27 protein-coding genes are annotated in these 26,741 nt (G+C 63.4%); 14 read left to right on the plus strand and 13 right to left on the minus strand.

Annotated features, from left to right (window positions below; genetic code table 11):
- Positions 1–47: 47 nt before the first annotated feature.
- The 3 genes from FYC77_RS03625 to FYC77_RS03635 all read right to left on the minus strand — a co-directional run bounded on the left by FYC77_RS03625 (position 48) and on the right by FYC77_RS03635 (position 2,299).
- The gene (locus FYC77_RS03625) at positions 48–1,019 is read right to left on the minus strand and encodes an ABC transporter permease (protein ID WP_149080149.1); all 972 of its coding nucleotides are present in this window, start codon (positions 1,017–1,019) and stop codon (positions 48–50) included.
- Complete coding sequence (locus tag FYC77_RS03630) at positions 1,016–1,942, minus strand: ABC transporter ATP-binding protein (RefSeq protein ID WP_149080150.1); 927 nt, start codon at positions 1,940–1,942, stop codon at positions 1,016–1,018. Before FYC77_RS03630 ends, FYC77_RS03625 begins: the two co-directional genes overlap by 4 nt.
- An 87-nt stretch (positions 1,943–2,029) precedes the next feature.
- Positions 2,030–2,299 (minus strand): hypothetical protein, encoded by a 270-nt coding sequence (locus tag FYC77_RS03635; RefSeq protein ID WP_149080151.1) that lies wholly within the window; start codon positions 2,297–2,299, stop codon positions 2,030–2,032.
- A 121-nt stretch (positions 2,300–2,420) separates the two neighbouring features.
- Here FYC77_RS03635 and FYC77_RS03640 point away from each other — a divergent pair, with 121 nt between their 5' ends.
- From FYC77_RS03640 to FYC77_RS03660, 5 genes are all read left to right on the plus strand, one after another.
- On the plus strand, positions 2,421–3,614 hold the full coding sequence (locus FYC77_RS03640; protein ID WP_149080152.1) for an FIST signal transduction protein: 1,194 nt from the start codon (positions 2,421–2,423) through the stop codon (positions 3,612–3,614).
- Complete coding sequence (locus FYC77_RS03645) at positions 3,614–5,248, plus strand: ATP-binding protein (protein WP_149080153.1); 1,635 nt, start codon at positions 3,614–3,616, stop codon at positions 5,246–5,248. The genes FYC77_RS03640 and FYC77_RS03645 overlap by 1 nt, the downstream gene beginning before the upstream one ends.
- A gap of 5 nt (positions 5,249–5,253) precedes the next feature.
- Complete coding sequence (locus FYC77_RS03650) at positions 5,254–6,579, plus strand: hypothetical protein (protein WP_162354468.1); 1,326 nt, start codon at positions 5,254–5,256, stop codon at positions 6,577–6,579.
- Positions 6,580–6,605: 26 nt separating this feature from the next.
- Positions 6,606–8,438: an excinuclease ABC subunit C gene (locus FYC77_RS03655; RefSeq protein WP_149080155.1), complete on the plus strand. Its 1,833-nt coding sequence runs from the start codon at positions 6,606–6,608 to the stop codon at positions 8,436–8,438.
- A gap of 98 nt (positions 8,439–8,536) precedes the next feature.
- Positions 8,537–8,833, plus strand: a complete 297-nt coding sequence (locus FYC77_RS03660; protein WP_149080156.1) for an SUI1 family translation initiation factor — start codon at positions 8,537–8,539, stop codon at positions 8,831–8,833.
- A gap of 60 nt (positions 8,834–8,893) precedes the next feature.
- Here FYC77_RS03660 and FYC77_RS03665 read toward each other — a convergent pair whose 3' ends face one another.
- On the minus strand, positions 8,894–9,502 hold the full coding sequence (locus FYC77_RS03665; RefSeq protein WP_149080157.1) for an IMPACT family protein: 609 nt from the start codon (positions 9,500–9,502) through the stop codon (positions 8,894–8,896).
- Positions 9,503–9,656: 154 nt separating this feature from the next.
- Here FYC77_RS03665 and FYC77_RS03670 point away from each other — a divergent pair, with 154 nt between their 5' ends.
- On the plus strand, positions 9,657–10,064 hold the full coding sequence (locus tag FYC77_RS03670) for a DUF7522 family protein (RefSeq protein ID WP_149080158.1): 408 nt from the start codon (positions 9,657–9,659) through the stop codon (positions 10,062–10,064).
- Between the two features lie 86 nt (positions 10,065–10,150).
- Here the strand turns inward: FYC77_RS03670 and FYC77_RS03675 are convergent, their stop codons facing one another.
- The gene (locus FYC77_RS03675) at positions 10,151–10,654 is read right to left on the minus strand and encodes an amino acid-binding protein (RefSeq protein ID WP_149080159.1); all 504 of its coding nucleotides are present in this window, start codon (positions 10,652–10,654) and stop codon (positions 10,151–10,153) included.
- 209 nt (positions 10,655–10,863) lie between these two features.
- On the opposite strand from FYC77_RS03675, the gene FYC77_RS03680 reads away from it, so the two are divergent.
- Positions 10,864–11,604, plus strand: coding sequence for a hypothetical protein (locus FYC77_RS03680; protein ID WP_149080160.1), 741 nt, complete (start codon positions 10,864–10,866; stop codon positions 11,602–11,604).
- An 82-nt stretch (positions 11,605–11,686) separates the two neighbouring features.
- Here the strand turns inward: FYC77_RS03680 and hisB are convergent, their stop codons facing one another.
- A complete protein-coding gene (hisB, locus tag FYC77_RS03685) occupies positions 11,687–12,274 on the minus strand; it encodes an imidazoleglycerol-phosphate dehydratase HisB (protein ID WP_149080161.1) in 588 nt (195 codons plus the stop codon).
- Positions 12,275–12,558: 284 nt separating this feature from the next.
- Here hisB and FYC77_RS03690 point away from each other — a divergent pair, with 284 nt between their 5' ends.
- Both FYC77_RS03690 and FYC77_RS03695 read left to right on the plus strand, forming a co-directional pair.
- Complete coding sequence (locus FYC77_RS03690; RefSeq protein ID WP_149080162.1) at positions 12,559–12,825, plus strand: hypothetical protein; 267 nt, start codon at positions 12,559–12,561, stop codon at positions 12,823–12,825.
- An 87-nt stretch (positions 12,826–12,912) separates the two neighbouring features.
- Positions 12,913–14,442 (plus strand): TrkH family potassium uptake protein, encoded by a 1,530-nt coding sequence (locus FYC77_RS03695; protein WP_149080163.1) that lies wholly within the window; start codon positions 12,913–12,915, stop codon positions 14,440–14,442.
- Between the two features lie 43 nt (positions 14,443–14,485).
- On the opposite strand, the gene FYC77_RS20925 is transcribed toward FYC77_RS03695, so the two are convergent.
- Positions 14,486–14,890, minus strand: a complete 405-nt coding sequence (locus FYC77_RS20925; RefSeq protein ID WP_338016482.1) for a helix-turn-helix domain-containing protein — start codon at positions 14,888–14,890, stop codon at positions 14,486–14,488.
- 444 nt (positions 14,891–15,334) lie between these two features.
- Between FYC77_RS20925 and FYC77_RS03705 the strand changes: the two genes are divergently transcribed.
- Entirely contained in the window at positions 15,335–16,009 is a 675-nt protein-coding gene (locus FYC77_RS03705) for a hypothetical protein (RefSeq protein ID WP_149080164.1), read from the plus strand.
- 99 nt (positions 16,010–16,108) lie between these two features.
- On the opposite strand, the gene hisA is transcribed toward FYC77_RS03705, so the two are convergent.
- Positions 16,109–16,861: a 1-(5-phosphoribosyl)-5-[(5-phosphoribosylamino)methylideneamino]imidazole-4-carboxamide isomerase gene (hisA, locus tag FYC77_RS03710; protein WP_149080165.1), complete on the minus strand. Its 753-nt coding sequence runs from the start codon at positions 16,859–16,861 to the stop codon at positions 16,109–16,111.
- A 208-nt stretch (positions 16,862–17,069) separates the two neighbouring features.
- Here hisA and FYC77_RS03715 point away from each other — a divergent pair, with 208 nt between their 5' ends.
- Positions 17,070–18,251 carry an inorganic phosphate transporter gene (locus tag FYC77_RS03715; protein ID WP_149080166.1) on the plus strand — a complete coding sequence of 394 codons (1,182 nt, stop codon included), beginning with the start codon at positions 17,070–17,072 and terminating at the stop codon, positions 18,249–18,251.
- 41 nt (positions 18,252–18,292) lie between these two features.
- Entirely contained in the window at positions 18,293–18,721 is a 429-nt protein-coding gene (locus tag FYC77_RS03720; RefSeq protein ID WP_149080167.1) for a universal stress protein, read from the plus strand.
- A 21-nt stretch (positions 18,722–18,742) separates the two neighbouring features.
- Here FYC77_RS03720 and FYC77_RS03725 read toward each other — a convergent pair whose 3' ends face one another.
- Entirely contained in the window at positions 18,743–19,438 is a 696-nt protein-coding gene (locus FYC77_RS03725; RefSeq protein WP_149080168.1) for a hypothetical protein, read from the minus strand.
- Positions 19,439–20,066: 628 nt separating this feature from the next.
- On the opposite strand from FYC77_RS03725, the gene FYC77_RS03730 reads away from it, so the two are divergent.
- Positions 20,067–21,311: an inorganic phosphate transporter gene (locus tag FYC77_RS03730; protein WP_149080169.1), complete on the plus strand. Its 1,245-nt coding sequence runs from the start codon at positions 20,067–20,069 to the stop codon at positions 21,309–21,311.
- A gap of 117 nt (positions 21,312–21,428) precedes the next feature.
- Here the strand turns inward: FYC77_RS03730 and fer are convergent, their stop codons facing one another.
- Together fer and FYC77_RS03740 are read right to left on the minus strand one after the other, a co-directional pair.
- Positions 21,429–21,818 (minus strand): ferredoxin Fer, encoded by a 390-nt coding sequence (gene fer / locus FYC77_RS03735; protein ID WP_149080170.1) that lies wholly within the window; start codon positions 21,816–21,818, stop codon positions 21,429–21,431.
- 278 nt (positions 21,819–22,096) lie between these two features.
- Positions 22,097–22,972 (minus strand): transcription initiation factor IIB, encoded by an 876-nt coding sequence (locus FYC77_RS03740; RefSeq protein WP_149080171.1) that lies wholly within the window; start codon positions 22,970–22,972, stop codon positions 22,097–22,099.
- A gap of 224 nt (positions 22,973–23,196) precedes the next feature.
- Here FYC77_RS03740 and FYC77_RS03745 point away from each other — a divergent pair, with 224 nt between their 5' ends.
- Positions 23,197–24,030 carry a 23S rRNA (uridine(2552)-2'-O)-methyltransferase gene (locus tag FYC77_RS03745; protein ID WP_149080172.1) on the plus strand — a complete coding sequence of 278 codons (834 nt, stop codon included), beginning with the start codon at positions 23,197–23,199 and terminating at the stop codon, positions 24,028–24,030.
- 26 nt (positions 24,031–24,056) lie between these two features.
- Here FYC77_RS03745 and FYC77_RS03750 read toward each other — a convergent pair whose 3' ends face one another.
- Both FYC77_RS03750 and FYC77_RS03755 read right to left on the minus strand, forming a co-directional pair.
- The gene (locus FYC77_RS03750; protein ID WP_149080173.1) at positions 24,057–24,233 is read right to left on the minus strand and encodes a ribbon-helix-helix protein, CopG family; all 177 of its coding nucleotides are present in this window, start codon (positions 24,231–24,233) and stop codon (positions 24,057–24,059) included.
- Positions 24,234–24,306: 73 nt separating this feature from the next.
- The gene (locus tag FYC77_RS03755; protein WP_149080174.1) at positions 24,307–26,646 is read right to left on the minus strand and encodes a twin-arginine translocase subunit TatC; all 2,340 of its coding nucleotides are present in this window, start codon (positions 26,644–26,646) and stop codon (positions 24,307–24,309) included.
- Positions 26,647–26,741: the final 95 nt, after the last annotated feature.

Here is a 26,741-nt window from a genome sequence, read left to right on the forward strand (position 1 = left end):
ACGGGCGAGACGGGGTTGGCGATCGGGAAGAGGAGAACGCGGCCAGATCAGAGGTCGACGCGATCGAATCGGTAGAGCGCGATCGCGAGTGGGACGACGATCCAGGCCAGCAAGACGACGAACGAGAACCAATCCTGTAAGAAGAACGGAACGCTGCCGTCGAACATGATCTCTTCGATCGCGACGCCGAGTTCGCTCTCGGCGGCGCTGGTGGCCACGGAGAGGGCGTTGTTGTACGCATAACCCGGGTCGATCGACTCGATGAAGTACGCCCAGTCGGGCATGCGCTCGAGTTCGATCGTCCCCTGGTCCGTCTCGACGGTGTAGGGAACACCGGAGATGTAATCGAAGGCCATGAGCAGATCGATGGCCTCGATGATCGCGTTCCAGACGACGTAAAACAGCAAGAAGACGCCGAACAGCGCTGCCCCGGCGATTGTCGTCGACCGGGTCAGCGACGAGATCGAAACGGCGAGGCTCGTGTAGGCGATCCCATAGAGGATCGACATCGCGAGCAGTCCGACGTAGTCGACGACGTCGAACGAGCCGATCAACGCGGCCACCACAACCGCGGCGAAGACGAACCCGACAATCAACGAGACCGACAGTACCGCGGATCGGCCGATGAGTTTGCCGAGAATAACGTCCTTTCGCGAGTGGGGAAGCGAGAGCAAGACCTTGATACTCCCGGATTCGCGCTCTCCGGAGATCGCCTTCCAGCCCAACACCAGCGCGATCAGCGGGATCACGAGCCTCGTTACGAACGAGGCAGCGACCACGAGTAGTTCGGTCGTGACGCCGGCTTCGGCGGCGCTCACGCCGAAGAAGACCTCGTCGAAATACGAGAGTAGGCCGGTCAAAACGACCAGCAGTGTGAAAAAGAAGATGCTCAGCCCCCAGAACACCCACGAGCGGAACGAATCCTTGAAATCCTTCTTCGCGATGGCGCGGACGCTCTCGAGGTTGATCGAACTCGAGGGCGAAGTCGGTGCCGATCCGCCTGCGGTTTCGGTGCTCATTGCGCTTGCACCTCCCTGCTCGCGGTGTACGTCTGGAAGACCTCGTCGAGCGAGGCCTCCGTCGTCGAGAAGTCCTCGATCTCGATCCCGCGTTCCTCGAGTTCGCCGAGGACGGCGGTCTTCGATCCCTCGACCTGGACGACGAGTTGCGGTGGGTTCTCGCCGTCGACGGCCGCGTTCGAGACGTCGGGGAGCGAGCGAACCGCCTGAAGGGCGTCGTCGTCGATCCGATCGACGGTGACGCGGAGGGTCTCGCCCTCGCTGACCGAGTCGCGAAGTCCCTCGACGGAGTCGACGGCGACCATCTCGCCGTCCCGAAGGATGCCGACGCGGTCACAGACTGCCTCGACCTGTTCCATGACGTGGCTCGAGAAAAAGACCGTCGCGCCGCGGTCGTTCTCCTCGCGGACGATTTCGCGCATCTCGCGTGCGCCGTTCGGGTCGAGACCGGTGGAGGGCTCGTCTAAGATCAGCAGGTCGGGTTCGCCGACCAGCGCCATCGCGAGCATGAGTCGCTGGGACATCCCCTTGGAGTAGCCGCCGGCTTTCCTGTCGATCGCATCGAGCAGACCGACGCGCTCGAGAAGGGTTTCGGGATCGTCCATCGACCCCTTGGACTCGATCGCGAACTCGAGGTGTTCTCTCGCGGTGAGGCGGTCGTACGTTTCGACGCCTTCCGGGAGAACGCCAGTTCGTGCGCGAATGTCGCGACTGTGCGTCTGGGCGTTCATCCCCAGTACCTCCACCTGGCCGGCCGTCGGACGGATGAAATCGAGGACGACGTTGATCGTCGTCGATTTCCCGGCCCCGTTCGGCCCGAGGAACCCGAACACCTCCCCTTCCTCCACCTCGAAGGAGAGTTCGGAGAGCGCGAGCGTCTGACCGTACGATTTGGTCAGGTTGTCGACTGTAAGAGCGGGCATAGCTGTGTGGACACACCGTTTCCCGATAAGGTTTGTCACTCGCGACCAAAAATATACGCTATCGGGTGGCGGGAAAAAACGACGGTCTCACACCGGGTCGTCCGGTGCGTACCGGTTTGCGGTCCGTTCGGCCTCGGTCGCGTACCGAGTTCGCGTCTCCTCGTCGTCGACTGGCTCGAGTGCGGATTCGGGGATCTCGACCGCGGCGGTGACGGGCGAGCCGGTTCGAAGAGACGCCGAGGAGCGCTCTCGCTGCTGATAGCGCGATCCGTCGGGAGTCGCGTAGACGATCGTCACGACGTTGCGGTCGCCGAACTCCCGTTCGACGAACCAGCACTGTACCGGCGCATCACTCATCGGCGAATATAGCGGATCGGTCGCCGAAAATGTACCGCTCTCTACGTGCCCGTCCGTTCGGACGTGATAGTCGATTGTGATGAACCAAACATTCAATTACTGAGACGGCTCACTGTGTCTCATGTCCACATCCGTTGGGACGGCACTGATAACCGACGTCTCGGACGAAAATCCGGGTGAGCGTGCAGCGACTGAGGCGCTTGCACAGCTTCCGGGGGAGGGGGTGGACTTCTGTCAGGTCTTCTGTCCGGTCGACTACGATTTCGATCGGATCATTACGGGGATACGCAACGTTATCGGACCGAACGCGAAACTCGTCGGCTGTTCGGCGAACGGCACGTTCACGCGCGACGTGGTCGAAGACGGAGTTGCGGTCGGTCTCGTCGCGAGCGACACGCTCTCGTTTTACACCGGTCTCGGTACCGGACTGCGTGAGAACGTCTCTCGAGCCGTCCGGGAGGCGATCGGCGATCTGCCCGAACGGGTCGACGATCATCCCTACGCCGCCGCGATTACGCTCCACGACGGCCTCAGCGGCGTCGGCGAGAAGCTCGCGTTGAGCTGTCAACAGAAACTCGGGCCCGAGGTGTCCATCGCGGGCGGCTCGGCGGCCGACAACCATCGACTCGAGGCGACGTACGTGTTCTGTGACGACGAAATCGTCGACGATGGGGTCGTCGTCGCCCTCATCGGTGCGAAACAGCGACCCGTGGTCGCGGTCGCACACGGCCACGAACCGCTGTCAGAACCGGTCGAAGTGACACGTGCGGACGGACCGACGGTCTACGAACTCGACGGCGAGCCGGCGTTCGACGTCTGGAAGGACGCCGTCCGCGACACCGTCGCCGAGGAGTTCGACGTCGATATCGACGATCTCGACGCCGACTCGAGGCTCCTCCAGGAGATCCTCTGTGAGTTCGAGTTCGGAATCAACCAGGGCGACCAGTACAAGATGCGCTGGCCGTGGATCGAAGACGACGAGGGCTCGATGCAGTTTACCGTCGACGTCCCCGAAGGAACGGTGGTACGGGTGATGCACGGCCGGCCCGAGGCCCAGATCGAATCCGCCGGTGAAACGATCCGCCGTGCACTCTCGGACGCGGGCGACGTACGGATGGCCGGCGCGTTCGTTTACGACTGTGCGTGTCGCGGAATCGTTCTCGGCGAGGAGTTCGAACGTGCCGTCGAGGAGATGGCCTCGGAGCTTTCGGTCCCGTTCGTCGGCTTCGAAACGTACGGCGAGATCTGTATGGGTCCAGGACAGTTCAGCGGCTATCACAACACGACGACCGTCGCCCTGTTACTTCCCGAGTGATGGACCACGACGACCTCGTTTCGACGTTCGGCGAAACCGTCGGCGTAGAGAAAGCCCAGTCGTTACTCGAGGACACACTCGACGATCTCGGCCTCGAGCAGGCGAAGTCGTACTCCAGTCACGAGGTCGCCGACATCTGTGAGACGATCGCTCGAGACACCGACGGCTACCTCGAGATCGTCGCGACCGAGATCCGCGTTCGGGAGCGAGCCCAGCGTCGTTTCGACGCGCTTATCGAGGAGCTCTCCGATCCCGTCGTGGCGGTCTCGTTTCACCAGTCGACCCCGATCGTCACCGGATACAATCCGGCGTTCGAGGCGACGTTCGGGTACGGCCAGGACGCAGTCGGGCGGTCGCTGCCGGCGTTGATCGTGCCGGCGGACGACCGCACTGACCCGCTCGACGTCTGGTTTCGGTCGGACGACGGACGTGGGACGGAACTCGATCGGCTGACCGACGACGGCGAGCGACGGACGTTTCTGTTCCAGCCGGTCGTCGTCTCGGGGTTCGGGGGTGAGATCGAAGGCTACGGTATCTATACGGATATCACAGACGAAAAGCGTCGGGAACGAACCCTCGAGCGCCAGAACGAACAGCTCGAGCGGTTCGTCAGCGTCGTCTCCCACGACCTTCGGAATCCGCTGACCGTCGCCCAGGGAAACGTCGACCTTGCACGTCAGCTGAACGACGACCCCGAAGTCGCCACCCGCCTCGAGGACGCAATCGACGCCCAGGAACGGATGGAACAGCTCGTCGAGGACCTGCTGGCGCTTGCCAGTCAGGGGCGGACCGTCGACGATCCTCGGTCGGTCGTCCTCGAGGACGTCGTCTCGAACGCCTGGCGCTACGTCGAGACGGCGGACGTCGAACTCGTCGAGACGTTCCCCGACGGGTTGACGATCGAGGCCGACGGCGATCGGCTCTCACAGCTATTCGAGAACCTGTTTCGCAACGCCGTCGAACACGGTTCGACGAGCCCCCAGTCGCAAACTCCCGAGGACGCCGTGGAGCACGGTTCGACGAGCCCTCGGTCGCAAACTCCCGAAGACGCCGTGGAGCACGGTTCGACGAGCCCTCGGTCGCAAACTCCCGAAGACGCCGTGGAGCACGGTTCGACGAGCCCCCAGTCGCAAACTCCCGAAGACGCCGTGGAGCACGGTTCGACGAGCCCTCGGTCGCAAACTCCCGAAGACGCCGTGGAGCACGGTTCGACGAGCCCTCGGTCGCAAACTCCCGAAGACGCCGTGGAGCACGGTTCGACGAGCCCTCGGTCGCAAACTCCCGAAGACGCCGTGGAGCACGGTTCAACGAGCCATGCCGGAGCTGACGGGTCTGCAGACGCCGTCGAACACGTGGCCGGTGACTCCACCGACGAAAGCGGCGAACGCACGGTTCACGTGGGGTGGGACGAGGGCGTCCTGTTCGTCGAGGACGACGGTCCGGGGATCCCGGCGGACGAACGCGAGAACGTCTTCGATCACGGCTACACGACGTCCGCGGACGGGACCGGCTTCGGCCTGGCTATCGTCGAGGCGATCGCGGACGCCCACGGCTGGGCGATCGACGTCGGCGAAGGGATCGACGGCGGCGCGAGGTTCGAAATTCGTGGTATCTCCGTCGGGAGTCGGCCCTGACGTACTTGGTCTTCGCCCACAGAGTCGGTATCGAACGGATGGGCTGGGCCGACCGCGTCGATCAGTTGCTGTACGACGGCGAACGCGTCAGATGCCGCCTCGAGGTCTCGACAGCAACGGTCGTCGTCACCAGCCATCGACTGCTCGCGTTCGTCGACTCGAGAGGCGGGCCGGCGTACCGATACGTCGATCTGCCGAACGTCGGCGCGGTCGACCTCCGGCGCGAGGGACGGTTCGCCCACCTGATTCGGGCGATCGTCGCCGCGATTCTCGGGATCGGGTTGGTCCTGACGAGTGCGGCGGTGAGCTTCGTCGAGTTGGTTCCGGACCCCGACCTCGAGGGCGGCGAGTCGGACGCGCCAGCCACCCCCGCCACCGGCGTTCTGGATGCCGTCGAGTCGACGCTCGCGCTGGTGGATCTCGCAGTCGTCGCGACCGGCGTCCTGTCGATCGGGATCGCCGCCGTGTTCGCACTGTTGTACGTCAGATCTCGTTCACGCCGGCTGGTGATCGAGGTCCGCGGTGACGACGACGTCGAACTCCCCGTGACGGGAGCAGACGACGTCGGGACGGCCGTCGTCGAACTCGAGGAGGCGATCCGACCCGAACCCTCGGTCGGTGCCCTCGGGGGGCCCACCGGTTCGGATCGCGACCGACTCGAGGGGCATCCGACGGTGGACGATCGCCACCGAACGGTCCGGGAACACGGCGACAGCCCCGTCGAACGTACTTCACAAGATCGCGGCTCGAACGAACGGAGATCGCTGGACGACAGTCCACTGGGACGTGGTTCGCGGAGCGACGGCCCGCGGGAACGTGGCTCGCTCGAGTCGGGGGAGTCGGCGGACAGTCGTGGGCCGACGGCGGAGTTTCCTGAGTCAGCAGATCCCACCTCACTCGAGCCGGAGGTGCCCCCTATCGACGAAGCGGACTCCCGTACCGCCGGTCTCGATGACGAGGGGTCGACCGACGCCTTCGACTGGGACCCCCTCGCGGGATCTGGCTCGGAGGAGAGGAGCGAGCCAGAGCGAACTCTCGAGACCGAACGGTGGTGGACCGACGACGAGAGAGACGGTGACGAGAGAAACCGCAACGAGGGGGATGGTGACGAAGGAGATGGTGACGAGAGAAACCGCAACGAGGGAGATGGCGACGAAAGAGACGGTGACGAGAGAAACCGCAACGAGGGAGATGGTGGCGAAGGAGATGGTGACGAAGGTGATGGCGACGAGAGAAACCGCAATGAGGGTGGTGGCAACGGTTATGGCGACGAGAGCCACGATGACGGAGATGGCGACAACGCTGAAGACGAGCGCGAGGAGTCAACCTAAAAGCCGCCGACTCCCTAGGGCCGCCGATGAACACTGAGGGGGTTCGCGAACGCGCGCGATCGTTGCCGCGTGAGCCCGGTGTCTACCAGTTTCAGGAGGGGGAGACGACGCTCTACGTCGGAAAGGCCGTCGACCTGCACAGTCGCGTCCGGTCGTACGCCGACCCGCGAAGCGGCCGGATTCGGCGGATGGTCGACCGCGCCGACGGACTCGAGATCGCGGTCACCGACACCGAAACCCAGGCGCTGTTGCTCGAGGCGAACCTGATCAAGCGCCACCAGCCGCGGTACAACGTCCGGCTCAAAGACGACAAATCGTACCCGATGGTCCAGGTGACCGGCCACGAGGCCCCGCGCATCGAGGTGACTCGAGATCCCGACGGTCGGAGAGCAGGGACCGCAAGCGGTGGGGACGGGGCGGCGACGGTCTTCGGCCCGTATACGAACATGGGGCGGGTCGAGACGGTCGTGAAGGCCCTCCGGGAAGTCTACGGCGTTCGTGGCTGTTCCGATCACAAGTACGCAGGCCGGGACAGACCCTGTCTCGACTACGAGATGGGGCTCTGTACCGCCCCCTGTACCCGCGAGATCGACCTCGAGCGCTACCGCGAGGACGTCACCGCCGTCGAACGGTTCCTCGAGGGCGAGGCGGGGATCCTCGCCGACCCGCTGCGCCGAGAGATGAAAACCGCCGCGGAAGACCGGAACTTCGAGCGGGCTGCCAACCTACGAGACCGCCTGGCGACCGTCGAGGCGTTCCACGGCGAGGGCGGCGAGGCCGTCCAGTCCGTCGGCGACGAGCGAGCGGTAGACGTGCTTGGGGTCGCCATCGAGGGCGAAACGGCGACGGTCGCCCGCCTCCGCGCCGAGAGCGGTAAACTGGTCGATCGGGAGCGACACACGCTCGAGGCACCGGGGCCGGCGACGCCTCCGTCCGCGAGCAGGGGGTCGACAGGGACCGACAGCAACGACGAAGGCGACCGCGAGCGGGGAGGCGTCCCGGCCGTCCTCGCGGCGTTTCTCGTCCAGTACTACGCCGAGCGAGACCTCCCGGACGCGCTGTTGCTCCCCGAACGTCACGGCGACGAGGAGGTCACGGCCTGGCTCGAGGCGGAAGGCGTCTCCGTGCGGGTACCCGGCGCGGGTCGGGAGGCGAAACTCGTCGAACTCGCGCTGAAAAACGCCCGGCAAAACGTCGGCGGGCGCGACGAGTGCGGGATGCTCGCCGACGCTCTCGAGATCGACACCGCCCGCCGGATCGAGGGGTTCGACGTGAGCCACGCACAGGGTAGTTCGGCGGTCGGCAGCAACGTCGTCGTCGTCGACGGAAGCGCGGAGACGGCCGATTACCGACGCAAGAAACTCGACGACCGAAACGACGACTACGCCAACATGCGGATGCTTCTCGAGTGGCGCGCACGCCGAGCGGTCGAGGGGCGAGACGACAGGCCCGATCCCGACCTGCTCGTGATCGACGGCGGCGAGGGGCAACTCGAGGCCGCCCGCGACGCACTCGCGGCGGTGGACTGGGACGTCCCCGCGATCGCGTTAGCGAAAGCCGACGAGCGGGTAATCACGCCGGAACGGGAGTACTCGTGGCCCGACGATGCGCCACACCTGCATCTCCTCCAGCGCGTCCGCGACGAGGCCCACCGCTTTGCCGTCCAGTACCACCGAACCGTCCGTGACGAGGTGAAGACGGTCCTCGACGACGTCCCCGGCGTCGGCCCGGAGACGCGAAAGCGGTTGCTGGGTCGCTTTGGGAGCGTCGAGAACGTCCGCGAGGCGAGTCTCGAGGATCTCCAGAGCGTCTCCGGCGTCGGCGAGAAGACCGCGGCGACGATCAAATCACGGCTGTAGCACGACGCTCCGAACGCCGACGATCGGGGTCGGCCGTCGCGTGATTCGGCGATCGCCCCACGAACAGGGCTATGTAGCTCGGGACCGTCTGTTAAATCGTGTCAAACGACGACTCGCTCGACGATCTGCTCGAGGAACTCGACAGCCAGCGCGACCTCGAGACCGCCCAGCAAGCGTTATCGATTCGCATGGAGAGCAGACGGTACGGGAAGCCAGTGACGATCGTCGAAGGATTCGACCTCCCGCAATCGGAGATCGAATCGGTGGCGTCTGATCTGAAAAGCGCGATGGGGACCGGTGGAACAGTCGACGACGGTCGGATCGAACTCCAGGGCGATCACCGTACCCGCGTGCCGCCGTTGCTTCGCGAGCGCGGGTTCGACGTTCGCGACTGACCGGCCTCGCCAGCCGTCGGTCACGACCGGCGTCTCCGAAGAATTCGCTGGCCGGTTCGTTCACTCGAGTTGTGCTCGCCCGCTCGTCGCGCTCCGGATGCGATCGCGGAGCGCCTCGCTTTCGGCGACGGGGACGCGGACGGCGAAGGAGACGTCGGCCTGGTAGTCGGCGTCGAACGCCCAGCCCTCGCTCTCGAGGATCGAGCGAACCGTTCCCGAATCGTCGTACTCGACGGTGATCGAGACGGTCTCGTGGGGTCGCCGTTCGACCACGCCCGCCTCGTCGACGGCGTCTTTCACCGCCGTCGAGTACGCCCGGACGAGTCCGCCGACGCCCAGGTTGGTTCCGCCGTAGTAGCGGGTGACGACGACCGCACAGTTCTCGAGGTCGCGCTGTGTGAGCACGTTCAGCGCCGGTTTGCCGGCCGAGCCCGTCGGCTCGCCGTCGTCACTCGAGTACTCGCGAAGGAGATCGCCGTCGGTGTCGGCCCGCACACGGTAGGCTGGAACGTTGTGCGTCGCGTCGGCGTACTCCGCACGGATCGCGTCGACGAACGACTCGGCAGCGTCGACGCCGTCGACCGGACGTGCGTGGCCGAGAAACTCGGATCCCTGGACGACGAACTCGGCCGTCGCCGGTCCCTCGAGCGTTCGATACGTTCGACTCACGACCGGTGGTCACCGACGGGTCGACCGTCACGTCTCGTCGTTTTCGGCATCGAGTCGCCGATCATATCGGCGAGTACGACAGCCCGCGAAAAGAGCACTCCGGTAGCCCGCCTGGGCCACCACGCTATTTATACACTAGGCGCTAGCATATACCATGGGAGAGCTCACACTCGAGTCCGCGTTCGTAGACGAACTGATTGGGGCCTGTCGGGCGACAGTCGGCGACGAACTACGGAGTATCACGTACTTCACCGAAGCGGGCGTCGAACAGCTGTATCTTCGATCCGACCTCGAGCAGACGGCCGATCTGGTCGGGTTCGCCGATCACGAACGGCTGGGCTTTCGCTCCCAGTCGGCCTATCGGGACACCGAACTCGGCGGCTACGGGGCGACGATACGGATGTTCGAGAACGGCTACCTGAGCCGAGTTATCCGGGACGGCCACGGCGTCTGGGTGACGACGGACGATCTCTCGATGGAGCGATTTGAGGAACTCTCGAGCGTGCTCGCGTCGATCCTCGACGAGGCAGACCACACGACCGACAGCGACAGGAGTCGATGAACCGATTCTCCCCCACTCGTATGCAAGCGCCCAGCGCCGACCACGGCGGCCGCTGGTGCGAGCCAGAGTGCAACGACGGAAACCGACTACTGAATCTCGATCTTTCGGACGAACTCGAGGTTTCGTAGCTTCGTGATGGCCTTGCCAGGGAGGTCCTCGTCGGTCACGATATACAGGCGCGGTTCGTCGGTGAACTCCGGGTCCTCGCTGATCGTCTGGCGGATCGAAATGTCGCTGTCCGCGAGCGTTCCGGTGACCGTCGCGACGACCCCCTTTTGTTCCGGATCGGAGACGGCAATCGACAGAACGGTCAGATCGAGGACGGGTGCGAGGTCCATCAGGCTCGGCACCTGCGAGATGTTCTGGAAGATCCTGCGGAGTTCGGAATCCTCGAGGATGACGTCGGTCGTCGAGTCGACGACCCGGCGATCGACGTCGATTTCGCGGGCGATACCCGTGTTCGGAATCTCGATACCACCGGAGACGACCCGACCCTCGTCGTTGACGGAGAAGCCCCGCTCGAGCAACAGGCGGATGACCGCCTGCTGACTCGGCGAGCCCTCGAACTTCTCCATAATCTCGTCGAACATTTGTAGGATGTACGGGTTCGCGCTTATAATGGTCGGTGGTTGACGTCGATCCGCTCCGCCCTGTCGACGATCGTCAGCCGATCACGGTCTGAGACGGATGCTGTACCGGTTTACCGCTGCATTCGGACCCGTTCTCCGGGTGTGGCGGGAATGACGGACAGCAGACCGTATGACTGACGTTTTTACGGTGTCGAATCGTATCGCCGGCCATGCGCGCACTTCGACGCTGTGATTTCTGTGGAGCCGACGCCGTCGGGACCTTTGAGATCGTTCCGCCGGAACTCGAGCCGAGCGAGGACGAACAACGCCGCGTCGTCCTCTGTACCGACTGCCGGAACCGCCTCGAGACGCTGCTCGAACCACTCCTCGTCTACGCGGGCGCCACCCAAAACGGCGGGGAGGCCCGGAACGAACGCAACGGTGGCGAGGTAGGCAGCAACTCTCGAGACGGGATCGTACTCGAGCGTGACGACGAGACCGGCTCCAACGTGAACGAACCGGAAGGCGACAGCGGTGGCAGTGCCGGTGGCGAACGGTCAGTGGAGTCGACGTCGGAGGCGAACGATCGAGACGAGGGGCCGTCTCCGAACGCAACCGAATCGGGCGAACGGCCGTCTCCGAACGCAACCGAATCGGGTGAACGACCGTCTCCGGACGCAGCCGAGTCCGACGAACGCGAGCCGACATCGACGACAGCGTCGAGCGAGTCGGCAGCGAACGTCGCGCAGGCGGCAACGGGAGGGTCGGACGAACGAGCGAGACCGCCACAAGGGTACGCAAAAGCGATTCGACTGCTCCGAAACCGCGAATTCCCCATGGAGCGCGAGGCCGTCGAAACACTAATCGCCGGCGCGTACGACCTCGAGTCCCACGAGACGGCGGAGATCGTCGACCACGCACTCGAGAACGACGAGTTCCTTGAGCGCGGCGAAACGCTTCACCGCTCGTAGCGAACCCGCGCGTCGCGAACCGGAATGTGCGGGCGAAAACTGCGCACGACGCGTTTCCCAGCGATCGTGCCTCGAGTGCGTGCTACAGCGTCCCCTTCGTACTGGGCGTCCCGTCGCGGCGTTCGTCGACCCGGGTCGCGTCGTCGAGCGTCCGCGCGAGCGCCTTGAACAGCGCTTCGACCTCGTGGTGGGCGTTCTCGCCGTCGACCGCGAGATGAAGCGTCACTCCAGCGTTCATCGCGAGCGACTCGCCGAAGTGTCTCGCCATATCGCTCGTGAACTCGCCGACTGCGTCCTGGGAGAACGAGCCGTCGAAGTAAAACCGCGGCCGCCCGCTTACGTCTACGACGGCGCTGGCGACGGCCTCGTCCAAGGGCACTCGCCGATCGGCGTAGCGGACGATTCCCGACCGGTTGCCGAGCGCCTCGTCGATCGCCGTTCCGAGGACGATCGCGACGTCCTCGACCGTGTGGTGGTCGTCGATCTCGAGGTCGCCGTCGCAGTCGATCTCGAGGTCGAACAGGCCGTGTTTGGCGAACGACGTCAGCATGTGATCGAAGAAGCCGATCCCCGTCTCGACCGTCGCAGTTCCGTCGCCGTCGATCGCGATCGTACACTCGATCGACGTTTCTCCCGTCTCGCGCGTTACGGTCGCCGTACGCTCGCTCATGTCGAACCGATCGCACCACCGATACAAGGCGGTTGCGCTCGTGGCCGACGCGCCGCTCGGAGACGTCTCGTTCGGCCACTCACCAACCGATACGAACGATCGTATAGGATAGAGAGAAATACGCTCAGATTGAATTATGAAACGTCTATGGTGATCTAGAAGCGTCTCGAAACGTGATCCATCACGGCCTACTCCGGTGAAACGGATCGAAACGCAGCCAATATTCTCGCCGTTATATGATGAGAAAGACGAATGTCGTGTATACGAAACGGTGTTCCGTACCGATGTCAAACCACTCTCCACTCCCGAACGAATCGATCGGTCAGTCCGGCTCCGAGACCGACCACTTGTCCGGATACCGTCGTCTCGTTCACTCGCTCAAAGGTCCCGCACAGTTCCTGTCGTTTTGGATCGCGATCACGCTCCCGTTCGTCCACCTGCCGCTTCTCGCACAGGGTCTCGGTGACCGACGAATTACCGTCGCGTTCCTCGCTCTCCTGACAGTCAACGTCCTCGCGTTGTACGTCGGTCACGGCCACAATCGAGAGTGAGCCCGATTGCGGGACCGATTTTCCGGCGCCAGCGGCGAACCGACTCCGAGTCAGTTATTTTACTCCCGCGACGACACTCGGTAATCGATGAGGGTACGCGTCGACTGGCGCTCGAGTTGTAGTCTCACCGGGACGGTACTGAAGTGGCTCGCCGTCCCGCTGCTCGCTCCCGCTGCGCTCGCGTTGCTCGACGGCGGCGATCCGGTCCCGTTCGTCGTCGCCATCGCGGTGACCATCGTCGTCGGGATCGGCCTCGAGCAACTCAGTGCCGAGCGCGAACTCGGGCAACGCGAGTCGTTTCTGATGGTTGCGTTGACCTGGTTAGGCGTCGCGTTCGTCGGCGCGATCCCGTTTTTCCTCGCCGGCCTCGGCTCGGGCGGCGAGTCGTCGTTTGCAGGGGTCGTCGACGGACCGGTCAACGCCCTCTTCGAGAGTATGAGCGGTCTAACGACGACCGGCGCGACGATCATGAACGGCTGGGACTTCGAGAACCAGCCGCGATCGATCCTGCTCTGGCGGCAACTCATCCAGTGGCTCGGCGGACTCGGCATTCTGATCGTCGCGATCGGACTCCTCTCGCACCTGATGGTCGGTGGTGCACAGCTGATGGAGACCGAAACGCAGACCAGGAACGTCAGGAAGCTTCGACCGCACATCTCCGAGACGGCGCGGCTCATCTGGACCATTTACGTCGGCATCACGGTGTTGGCGGTGGTCGTCTTCTACGGTCTCCACCTGCTCGGGCTCGCCCCGAACATGACGCTGTTCAACGCCGTCTCGCACGCGCTGACGAGCGTCGCTACCGCCGGATTCTCGCCCGAGCCCCAGAGCATCGGTGCGTTCGAGCCGATCGTCCAGTGGTCGGTCATACCGTTCATGATCGTCGGCTCGACCAACTTCGTCCTGTTGTACTACATCACGCAAGGCGAGTTCGACCGCCCCGTCAACTCCGAGGAACTCCGATTCTACCTGGCCACGCTCGCGTTCTTCGGCGCGGTCGTCGTCGCAATCCTCGCGTTCGATCCCGACATCGAGCTGGGACTCGAGCCCACGATCCGCCACGGCCTGTTCAACGTCGTCTCGCTGGTGACGACGACCGGCTACGCCTCGACGGACTTCAACCTCTGGACGCCGGGCGCGAAACACATGCTGTTCCTCTGTATGTTCCTCGGCGGGATGGCCGGCAGCACGACCTGTTCGATCAAGTCGTTGCGCTGGCTAGTCGTCCTCAAGGCGTTCAAACGCAACCTCTTCACTGCGGTTCACCCGGACGCCGTCCGCCCGCTTCGGGTCAGCGGCGGCGTCGTCGACGAGGAGACGATCAACGACATCTTCGGCTACGTCATGCTCGCCATCGTCATCTTCTTCGTGCTCACCATCTTCCTGGTCGTCGACGCCGCTCGAGCCGGCGAGTTCGTCACCGAGTTCGAGGCGCTCGGTGCCGCCGCCTCCATCTTCCTCAACATCGGACCCGCGTTCGGGATGGCCGGGCCGATGGACAACTACGCCGGCTTCCCCACGAGCTCTCGAGCCGTCATGATCGTCATGATGTGGATCGGCCGCATCGAGATCGTCCCCGTCCTCGTCCTGTTGTTACCGGCGTTCTGGCGCTCGTAGGCTGGTTCGCCGTCGTGTCTCTCGACGCGGGCTCGAGCCGAGATCACCCCCTGCGGTTCGGATCGCGAAACCGCTCGCCGGTCGCGCCCGTCAGTGCCTGCACCAGGATGCGCCGCTCGCCGCGTCGAAGGATTCCGCTCGCCGTCGACTTGTCGATCCCGAGGTTCGTCGCGAGCTCCGCGAGCGTGCAGTTTCGCGGCACGTCGAAGTAGCCCTCGCGAAGCGCTGTCCCGAGGAGCTCGCGCTGTCTGTCGGTGAACAACGCTGCCAACGTCCCGGATTCGACGAGCGACTGGAGTTCGTAGGGGTACTCGGTCGCATCGAGAATCGCCTGGAATCGGTCGAACTCCGCACGCGTCCCGGTAAAATCAAGCTCGTACCGGCCGTTCTCGACGGCGATAGGGAACTCGAGGGGGAACGCCGACTCCTCGACGAACCCGTACAACATCGTATCGGTCGTCTCGTACTTCGCGAGCGATCCTCGGCCAACTCGAGACGGCTGTACCGAACGATCGACGGATGGGCGGCGACGGTGTCCGCGACTTCGTGAGGATCGGCAGCGACGACTTCGCCCATTTTGACGGCCGTCTCGTCCGTCTGCGTTCCCGCGAGCAACCGAAACGTCGCGTCGGGAAACGACTGAGAGAGTTCGGCGACCCACGCGTCTTCGGATAGGCGAATACGCAACGATGCGGTGATCATCCGATCGTCCTCGAGGACGGGAGGAACCCACCAACGTTTTTCGCCCCCTCGTAGTGTTCCGTCTGCTCGAGCGTCTCTCTCGGCCGACCCCAACGTGTTGGGGAAGGCTATTCGGTGGAGTTCGCCCAGATCGAAGTATGGACACTGAGACGACGGGAAGACAACCGATAGGAGAGACGGTGATGACAGCGTGATCGACTCGAGCGCAGACTGGTGGCTCGCTGACCCGACCCTCTGGATTCACGTCCTCGCGGGCGTCCTCGCGTTGGCCGCGGGACTCGCTGCGATCGTCACGAAAAAAGGGGGCCGTCGCCACAACGTCGCCGGCAAGGCGTACGCGCTGTCGATGGCGGTCGTGGTCGTCACGGCGGTTCCGCTGGCGGTCTGGACGGCGAACTGGTTCCTGCTCGCGATCGCCGTCTTCAGCGGCTATCTCGTCTTCGGGGGCTACCGCGTGATCGCCCGCCGACGCGCCGGGTTGAGCGCACCGACGCCGGTCGACTACTCGGGACACGGCTCGATGCTGGCTGTCGGCGGCCTGATGGTCGTCTTCGGCGGGTGGCAGACGGTCACCGGTCCCCCGGGACTGGCACCGGCGCTGGCCGTCTTCGGCGGGATCGGTGCCGGGTTCGCCGTATTCACTCTGCTCGAGTTTCGATCGCCACCCGGCGAACGCACGCCGTGGATTAACTGGCATATCGGCTTCATGGGCGGTGCCTACATCGCGACCGTGACCGCCACGGTCACGGTCAATTTGACGATGATTCCGCCGCTGGTCCGGTGGCTGGGCCCGACCGCGGTCGGCGTGCCGCTCATCGTCTACGCGACCCGAACGTACGGGCCGCGGTTCGCACCCACGACGTGACTCAGGCCCCGAGCGCTCGAGATCGAGACGTCGGGGCCGGAACGCAAGCGTCCTGCCAGGACGAGAGTCGTCGGCCCACCACCGACCAGCCGACCCTGGTCAGTCCTCGAGTGCGTCCTGTGCCTCCGCGAGCGTAAACTGGGCCTCGTAGAGTGCGCTTCCGACGACGGCGGCCGCCGCACCGGCGTCGGCAAGCGCCCGGACGTCATCGAGGGTCGCGACGCCGCCGCTCGCGATCACCGGGATCTCGGTCGCCTCTACGAGTTCTCGGACCGGCTCGGTCGCGACCCCCTCGAGTTTTCCCTCGACGTCGACGTTCGTAAAGAGGATCGCGCCTGCGCCCAGTTCCTCGTATCGGTTCGCGGCGTCAGCGGGCGAGATTCCCGCCCCTTCGGTCCATCCCTCGACGACGACCTCGCCGTCTTTCGCGTCGAGACTGACGACGACACTACCGGGGTACTCCTCGCTGATCTCCGCGACGATTTCGGGTTCTTCGACCGCCGCCGTCCCGAGGATGACGCGATCGACGCCGCGCTCGAGCAGATCGACGGCGTCCGAGACGGTCCGGATACCGCCGCCGAGCTGGGTCGGAACGTCGACTTCCTCGACGACGGAATCGATCGCTTCGGCGTTTTCCCGTTCGCCCTCGAACGCGCCGTCTAAGTCGACGAGGTGGAGTGACGACGCGCCGGCGTCGATCCATCGCCGGGCGGCCTCGACGGGTTCGCCGTAGCTCTTCTCGGTTCCGCGCTCGCCCTGGACGAGCTGGACGACCTCGCCGTCCTGTACGTCGACCGCCGGAATCACGTCGAATCCGCCTTCGCCGATGGAGTTCTCGCTCGAGTCGTTCATACGCGTGTGAGTGCGTCCAACGGGAGTAAAGGCGACGGTTTCGTGACCTCTTGTGAACGCGGCGCTCGAGTGGTGGGAGAACCGCGGTCGCTGGGAGGACAGTCTGGTCACGGGAGCATGAACGAGGCGGTTAGGATGTGGATAACCGACAGAGACGGTGCAGGTAACTCCAGTACTTACTTTATCCGAACAGTCGTACTAGTTGTCGATGGTCGAAACGCTTCTACTGGTTGGTATCGTCGCCTCGGTCTTCGTCGGATTCAACATCGGCGGATCGTCGACGGGGATTACGTGGGGGCCATCGGTCGGTGCCGGCATCGTAAAGAAGACGACTGCGGCGGCGATCATGACGGTCTTCGTCTTTCTCGGCGGCATTACCGTCGGTCAAAACGTGATGGAGACCCTCAGTGAGGGCATTATTACGACCGACCTCACGCTCTCTGCAGGTGTCGCCGTCCTCTTTTTCATCGGCCTGGGAATCCTCGTCGCCAACATTTTCGGCGTTCCCGTCCCGACATCGATGACGACCGTCGGAGCAATCGCCGGACTGGGGCTGGCAACCGGTACGCTCAACTACGCGACGATCGCGGAGATCATCTCCTGGTGGGTCGTCACGCCGATCATCGGGTTCTGGATCGGCGGCATCATCGGCCGATACATCTATCCGGAAGTCAACCGGCGAGTAACGATCGAGAAAACCGACGGGCCGTTGCTGACCCTCGATCGACAGGGAGCGGTTCCGAAGCCGGCGCTTGGGCCAAATACGACCTGGACGGAGATCGAGATTACGGTAGTCGTCCTCGCTATCGGCTGTTACATGGCGTTCAGCGCTGGAGCGAGTAACGTTCCGAACGCCGCTGCGCCACTTGTCGGTGAAGCCGGACTGGACGTGAACACCGCAGTCATCATCGCCACGGTCGCGATCGGTCTGGGCGGGTTCACCATCGCCCGCCGGACGATGGATTCGGTCGGCGGCGAACTGAGCGACATCCCGCTGCTCGCGGCGCTTTTCGTCATGGTAACCGCCTCCACGATCACGACGATCCTCTCCTGGATCGGCATCCCGATCAGCCTCGTGATGGCGACCGTGATGACGATCGTCGGCATCGGCTGGGGGCGGGCGACCCGCCCGATCACGTTCCGTGAGGCCGTCACCCGTGACCCAGAGATGGAGGATCGCGAGATCGAACTGGGCGCGATCGTCGCCGAGGAGGAGGAGGACGAACCGGCACCCCCGATCGGTGAAGAAGAAGCCGACGAAGTGCTTCACGGGAGCGATCTATTCAACCCCCGAGCGGTGATCAAGTACGTTTCGATGTGGATTATCGGCCCGTCGATGTCCACCACTCTCGCCTACGGGTTCTTCACACTCGTTCCGGGCGTCGCCTGACGGTAGGGGTACTTACGTTTCCGGCTATCCTATCACGACCCATGCTTTCGAAAGTTCTCGTCCCGATGGACGACTCCGAGCCTGCCGGTCACGCCCTCGAGTACGCACTCGAGAACCACCCCGATGCCGACGTCACCGTCCTCCACGTCGTCGGCGTCCCATCGATGATGATGGGCGTTGCCGTAGGGCTCACGCTCGAAGAGGACATTAGCGAGGCCGCTGCCGAACGCGCCGAACCCGTCTTCGAACGTGCACTCGAGATCGCCGACGACCGGGACCGCGAGATCGAAACGATCGTCGGTATCGGTCATCCCGCTCGGAACGTCGTCGACCGTGCGGACGACTACGACACGGTTGTAATCGGTGCTCACGGGTCTGACCGGGGTCGATCGACGCGTCGATTTCTCGTCGGAAACGTCGCCGAGACGGTATCGAAACGGGCCCCGATTCCGGTGACGATCGTCCGCTAACGCGTCGTTCCCGACCGGGCGTTACGTTTCTGACTCCCCCTCGACCATTTCCTCGACTTCGTCCTCTCGAGGACGGCGGTCGACGCGCTCGTCGACGGCATCGACCTTCGCTTGGACTTCGTCGACCTGCTTTTTGACCGTTTCACCGACCGTCTCCTCGACCGTTTCACTGACTGTCTCCTCGACCGTTTCACTGACCGTCTCCTCGACCGTTTCACCGACTGTCTCTTCGACCGTTTCACTGACCGTCTCCTCGACCGTTTCACCGACCGTCTCTTCGACCGTTTCACCGACCGTCTCCTCGACCGTTTCACTGACCGTCTCCTCGACCGTTTCACCGACCGTCTCCTCGACCTGCGACTGAACGTCGCTGACCTGTTTCTCGACTGTCTCGCTGACCGTCTCCTCGACCTGTGACTGAACGTCGCTGACTTGCTTCTCGACCGTTTCACCGACCGTCTCCTCGACTTGCGACTGAACGTCGCTGACTCGCTTTTCGACGGTCTCACCGACCGTCTCCTCGACTGTCTGTGTCATCCAGTCCGGATCGAACCGTGCCATCTTCCAGACGACGTGGACGACGTACGACGCGAACACACCGACACCGAACGCGACACCGACGTTCGTATCGAGCGTCACGATCAGGGCGATCGAGAGGACGATCAATGCTCCATAAGCGAGGTCGACGGCCGCGTCGACGCGAACCGGATTTAACATCGTTGTTCGTTACTTATTCGGCTCGAGATGTATCCTCGACGCCGACCGATACGACCATTTCGAACCTGGCGATGGACCGGTTCGATCCGTTCTCCATCCGTTCGTAACCTGCGTTCCCGATTGGAGTACATGCTACTGGTCCGTACGGGAGTCCAGTTGAAATCGTTTGGTATGACACTCGAGACATAGCGGGAGGAAAGCAACGGGCCCACGCGCAATTCAGCTACCGGTCTGGTGAATTGCCTCGGGGTCAAATGAGTCGAGAGACTTCGTCTCTCGTCATCAAGCGAGACCGGTGATCTCGCGGACATCGCGGGGCTTCGCTCCGCTCAGTCACGGAAATCTCCGATTTCCGGACGACTCCCGAGGAACTCGTCTTTGCTCGTCTGTAGACGTCACGACTGGCCCGGACGCACACCGGCACTCTCCGGCGGTCCGTTCATACGGTCTGCTGTCCGTCAGTACCGCCGCACCCTGGGCCCGTTCTCCGGGTGCGGCGATACACAGTTACAGCAATCCGTATCAGTTCCGGCGGGACCGGTGTCTGGGTCGCGGCCCGACCGGTACAGTAGTCCAAATCACGCACGGATAGGCGCGTTTTTACCGTTGGATCGCGTGGTTATCGGCTGTGACAGAAGTACTGCTTATCGTGGGATTGCTCGTTGCGGTCTTCGTCGGTTACAATATCGGTGGTGCGACCACAGGGCCAGCGTTCGGACCTGCCGTCGGCGCAAACGTCATCACGAAACTGATGGCGGCGGCGTTGATGTCCGTCTTTTTTTTCGTCGGTGCGATCACGATCGGACCGGCTGTCGTCGACACGCTCGGCCGAGACCTCGTCAACGATACCGCGATCTTTACCCTGCGATCGAACGTCGCCGTCCTCTTTTTCATCGGCGGCGCGTTGTTTCTCGGCAACTACGCTGGCGTCCCCGCCTCGACGTCGATGACAGCAGTCGGCGCGATCGCCGCACTGGGGCTTGCGACCGGCGAACTCGACTTCGGAGTGCTCGGACAGATCGTGATCTGGTGGGTCGTCGCGCCGATCATCGGCTTCTGGGTCGCTGGCGTCGTCGGCCGGTACTTCTATCCACAGATCAACGAGTGGATCGCGATCGAAGCCAGTCGTGACGGCCACGAGATGATTACCGTGGATCGCTCGGGCGTCGTACCCAGACTGCAATTCGGCGACGGAGCCGATCGACGCGAGATCACCGGCGCGTTCATCGTCGTCGCCATCGGCTGTCTGATGGGCTTTTCCTCGGGGACGAGCAATATCGCGAACGCGATCGCACCGATCTACGGTGCCGACGTCGACATGGTCGGCCTCCTAGGACTGGGCAACGTCATTTCGGTCGACGCCGTCGCCGGCGTCTCCATCGATATGATCCTCCTCGTCGTGATCGGCTCGGCCGCCGTCGCGATCGGCTGTTTCACGATCGCCCGGCGGACCCTCGATACCCTCGGCAACGACATCACCAATCTGCCGCTGACGGCGGCGATTGTCGTCGCTGTCGTCAGTTCGGGCATCGTCATCAGCCTCTCGACCATCGGCATTCCCGCCAGCTTCGTCGTCATTGCCACGATGAGCATCATCGGACTCGGCTGGGGCCGGGCGACGCGGACGACGACGATCTCCGACGCCGCTCGAGGCGAAGAAACTCCCGTTTCGGTCGGTGCACTGACCGCCGAGGAAGAGGGCGAAATCCCCCCCGAGATCGGCGAGGAAGACCCCGAGGATATCCCGAGCGCCTCGGACCTGTTCGATCCGTCGACGACCGCCCGTGTCATCCTCATGCAAAACGTCGTCCCGATCATCTCGACCGTCGGGGCGTTTCTTACGTTCCGGTTCGTTCCGATCTTCGGATTCTAATTCGGACGCGATCTCCTCTCCCTGACTCGAGACCGACGTCTCACTGCGGTCGTCGAGTTATCACTCACGGATGACGTCGACAGAAATGGTTGCAGTGGCCTGGTGGCCACAGTACGCTTAAATGACGCGGTTCTGCAGGTAGTCGAGGTGTTTCGCGTTGTAAACGATCTTGACCTCGTCGGTCTCGGCCGACCCGATACAGGTCAGGACGACGTTTTTCTCGTCGACTTCCTCGTCGGAGAGGATCTGCTGCATGTCCATGTTGATCTCCCCATCGACGATGATGGCCGCACAGTTCGCACAGGCACCGGCACGGCACGAGAAGGGCCAGTCGTAGCCCTGCGCCTCGGCGGCCTCGAGGATGTACTCGCCTTCGTTAACCTCGAGCGTTCCGTAGTCCTCGTCGTCGAGACCCTGTTCAGCGGCCTCCTCGAAGATGTTGTCGTCGTAAATATCCCAGCCGTTGTCGTCCACTACTTCGTAGTTGAGGTATTCTACCGTGGGCATCACCCGAGGATTCACGTCCCGTACTGGTATAGCTTGCTGTTCAGTCTTCAATCGTTTTTGAGTATACTTTCTCATCAGTAGTAGTTATTTGGCGTATCGGTACTGGTCGACCAGTGCTACCGGGATATATTGGTGAACTAGTGGGGGTATTCGTACGAGAGCAGTAGTATTTCAAAATTATCCGCTAGCGTCTCAGTCACTGTGCAGCCGTTCGATCGATCGCCGACGTTTCCGCGGGGAGACGGTCGATTCGTACGGGATATCCGCTCGAAGCGCGGTTAGCGCTCCTCGAGCTCCGCAGCGGTCGACCGAATCGTCACTGGAGCAACGCCAGCGACGTCGGCGACGTCAGCCTGAGTGATCGATGACGGGTCGTTTTCACCCCCTGCAGCTTTGTAGAGACAGGCCGCTGCAACGCCGCTCGGATTGCGTCCACCGATCGACCCCTCCTCGAGCAGCGTCCGAACGTGTTCACGGGCCCGCCGTTCGACACTCGTCTCGAGATCGAGTTTCGAGGCGTATCTCGGTAGATACTGGCTGGGATCGATCGGCCCTGTCGGGAGTCCTAACTCCCGATTCAATGCGTTGTATGCCGCCTTGAGTTCGTTCTCGTCTGCACGGGCAACGTCGACGATTTCGTCGATGGTTCGGGGGATCGAACACATTCGACAGGTCGCATAAATCGAGGCTGCGGAAAACCCCTCGAGTGATCGTCCCTGGAGTAGTCCCTCGGATTGGGCTGACTTGAACAGGGAACACGACTCCTCGCGAACGGTATCCGGAAGTGAGAGCAGTGCGTGAACACGTCTGATCTCGGCAAACCCGTAGATCTGGTTTCGTTCGACTTTCGAGGAGACCCGTGCGCGATTGTGTTCACGCCGGAGGCGGGCTATCTGTCGTCGTTTTCGCCCGGTCAGTCGGGAACTGTAGGAATCCGACCCCGAGGCGTATCCGATCTCCGTCGACAGTCCTCGATCGTGTCTCGATCTGGTCAGCGGTGCGCCGGTCCGTCGTCGGTCAGTGTCGTCGTCGTCGAACGATCGCCACTCGGGACCCCGATCGATTGCATCCTCTTCGGAGACGAGACCGCACTTCTCACAGACGGTTTCGGTGCCTCGTTTCCGCAATCGACCATCGCATTCCGGACAGGTCATAAACGAATCGGTCTGCACGATTGGTAATTACCTTCGACTGTTACTGATTCTACTATTGTATTTAAACAGTTGGCCTACAGAATTAACCTACCTGGTATGCTAACCGTTGGCTTAGCGACGCCATCCGATGTCCATTTCCGCTTCGACGGCGTCCGTCCCCGTATGACCGTAGATTCACCGGTAGTTTCCGCGCGAAACAGATCACGGAGTTTGGTGAGGGACGTATGACGGGCCGTGATGAGTTCTACAACAAGGCGAAACAGCAGGGCTACCGCAGTCGGGCGGCCTACAAGCTCAAACAGTTAGACGACCTCGAGAACGTGATCTCCGGCGGCGACACCGTCGTCGACCTCGGGGCCGCGCCGGGCGGGTGGCTCCAGGTGGCGGCCGAGAAGGTCGGCCCCCAAGGGAGCGTCATCGGCGTCGACCTCCAGCGGATCAAAGACCTCGAGGACGAGGACCTCGCCGCCCGCGTCGAGACGATCCGCGGCGACATGACCCAGGAACGGACCAGAGAGCGCGTCGTCGAGGCCGCAGGCGGGACGGCCGGTTCGGATACCGACGAGGAGTCGGCCGCTCGAGACGGCGGTCCGGTCGACGCCGTCGTCTCGGACATGGCACCCAACGTCTCCGGCGAGTACTCCCTCGACCAGGCCCGGTCGCTGCACCTCGCGCGCCAGGCGTTCGAGACGGCACTCGAGTTGCTCGACTCCGGGGGCGACTTCGTCGTGAAGGTCTTCGACGGGCCGGACGTCGACGCGTTCCGAGCGGACCTCGAGGAGGAGTTCAAATACGTGCGCGCGACCAGTCCGGACGCCTCGCGAAAGGAGTCCTCCGAGATCTACCTCATCGGAAAGGGGCGGATCACCGCCCCTCTCGCGAAAGGAGACGAACTCGAGGTCGAGATCGTCGACGTCGGAAACGAGGGCGACGGTATCGCCTCCGTCGAGGGGTATCGGCTGTTCGTTCCGGCGACCGAGGCGGGCGAAACCGTCACGGTCCGCGTCGAGGACATCAAGCCGAACTTCGGATTCGCCCAGCGAGTCGACCGGGAGTAGCGGATCCGGCGGTTTTCGGTCGTCGGCTACTCCTCCGTCTCGAGGCGGTTGTGACGCGCGTCGATCTCGTCTAAGATATCGAGGTTCTTGCGGATCGAGGCACGGATCGCGTCGCTTCTGTTGACGTACTTGCCGTCGTCGCCGACGTGGTCGTCGAGGTCGTCGAGTAATTCCTGTGGAACCTCAACGCTGATCTTTGGCATAGCGGGGGTTCGAACGCGAAGGGCTTAATTCGCCCCGTCTCGAGGACGGCGGTGTCGTGCGACGCGCCGTGAGTTATCGGCCGAGCAGTCCTTCGTCGAGTGTCGGTCCGCCGCCGCTACCGCCGAACAGTCGCCCGCCGGCGGTGAGCACGTAGAGGACGGCGAGTCCGAGCACGTACGTCAGCGCGATGGGGATGGCGAACAACAACATCGTGAGGATCCCTTTCGGACTGGCGACGGCGGCGACGGCGAAGATGCCGACGACGACGGGCCGCCAGTGGGCGAGCATCGAGCGGTAGTTGACGATACCGCCGACGTGAAAGAGCGCCATCGTGACGATGATGTTAAAGAGGAAGCCGATGCCGACGGTCGTGAAGATGACGAGCCAGAAGAAGCTACTGATGCGGTAGGAGACGACCATCCCGTTGGTGATCGCGTCGGAGACGAGATACGAGATGACCGCGGGCGCGATCCAGAAGAACCCGAGATAGGTTCCGAACGCGAAGCCGCCGAGCAACGAGCCGCCCCAGACGACGAAGATGCGCCGGTCGCCGTAGACCAGCCCGCGCTCTTTCAGTGCCGGCCAGGCGTAATAGAGCACCAACGGCAAGACGGCGACGATCGCCGCCAGCACGCTCACCTTCACCTCGAAGATGAGGACCTCGACCGGGTGGAGCGCGATGACGATGTCCATCTGCATGATGAGTTCCTGGAACGTCAGCCCGACGGGGTCGACGCCGTTACGGAGTGCGACCTCTCGAAGGACTTCGTCCGGAACGCGGGCCAGGAACGTCTCGAGGACCCGCCCGAGTCCGCCGCTGTAGAGCCAGAAGAACGTCCCGCCCATGACGATCATGAACAGGCCGACGATGCGGAACATCTTCGAGGTGAGGCTGTTGAAGACGAACGCGATGTCGTAGGCGTAGCCGCCGATGTCGTCTTCGGACGTCTCCTCGTCGGTGAACGGATCGAGCATCCCGGCGGCGGTGCTCGCGAAGACGCTGTCGTCCTCGTCGTCGGCCTGGGCGCTCGAGGCCGGTCCATCGGCTCCTGTGCCACCGGCGTCCGACTCGCCGTCTCCGGCCGCCTCCGCCTCGGCGGCTTCCGCCTGGAGCGTGTCGAACCGGTTCAAGATCGCCTTCGCTTTGTCCCGGTTGTCGTCGTACATCGCTTCCCGGGAGTACTCGAGGGCCTCCTCTTCTTCCATCGCGAGGAAGACCGGTGCGGGCACCTCCTCGACGTCGTCGGCTGCGAGCGTCTCGAAGTCGACGTCGTTGGGATCGTCAGCGGACCGAATGTCGTCTTCACGGGGGTAGACCGGTGCCTGCAACACGCGAACCGTGTAGCCGAGCAAGATGAGGAGGCCGACGCCAGCGGCGATGGCGACCCCGACCGCGACGTCGCCGAGCAGGCCGTACTCGATGGCGACCGCCTCGAGGGTGCCGCCGTCGTCGGGGCGAACGATTGCAGGGAAGTGGGGGTAGACCGACTCCGCCATGTACTGGAAGCCGCCCTGGTTGACGACCGATGCGGTGGCGACGGCGACGACAGTCAGGACGGCAGCAAACCGTAAGAGGAGCCACTTGATGTGGTCGGCACCGGTGCCGTCGGTTTCGGCGGCACCGCGTCGACGCACGTTCGTGACGACTTTGGCGAGACCGAGGCTGAAGACGTACAGGGCGACCATCGGCATCGCCCACATGATGAGGGTGAACGGATCCGGCGGGGAAAACAGCGCGCCGAAGACGACGACGCCGACGACGGCGTGGCGCCACTTGTCGCGGAACGTCTCGTAGGGGACGATTTCGGTGTACGAAAGCACGCCCATGAGCAACGGAAGCTGGGCAGCGAGCCCGAACGAGAGGGTCAACAGCGCGATGAACTCGGTGAACTCCGTGATGCCGAAGCTGGGTTTGACGCCCGCGCTGACGGCGTTCGACGCCAGGAAGTCGAAGGCGTACGGGAAGAAGACCCCGTAGGCGTAGACGACCCCGCCACAGAACAGGACGATCGCACTCGTCGCGAACCCCGCAAGATACAGCTTCGAGATCGGCACGACGCTGTCGTACCCGCGTCGTCGCAACGCGTTTCTGGAGAGATACAGCAGGGCGGGAATCGCGACGAGAATCCCGACGAAGATACCGATCTTGGCCTGTAACAGGATCACCTCGAACGGCGTTCGGGTGATGAGGTCCGTCGAATCGGCGACGTACGGCTGCATCTCGGCTTTTGCCGTCGCCTCGAGGAAGTCCCAGATCCAGATTCGCAGAGCGTAGAACGAGCCCATGAAGCCGATCACGAAGACGATGAACACCTTCTGCAGATGTGTCTGCACGCTCGATAGCAGCGCACCGAGGGTTTCCCGACCCGCCGCGACGGTCTGGATGGTATCCTCACCGACGGCAGAACTCATTTCCTGTCTCTGGGTAACTGACATCCGGTTATCAACCTTTCGAGTAGGATACGACTGTTCGGGCGAACGAACCGCCCCTTCCCTTGTCACTCTCT

The organism is Natrialba swarupiae (genome assembly GCF_008245225.1).
Classification (GTDB): domain Archaea; phylum Halobacteriota; class Halobacteria; order Halobacteriales; family Natrialbaceae; genus Natrarchaeobius; species Natrarchaeobius swarupiae.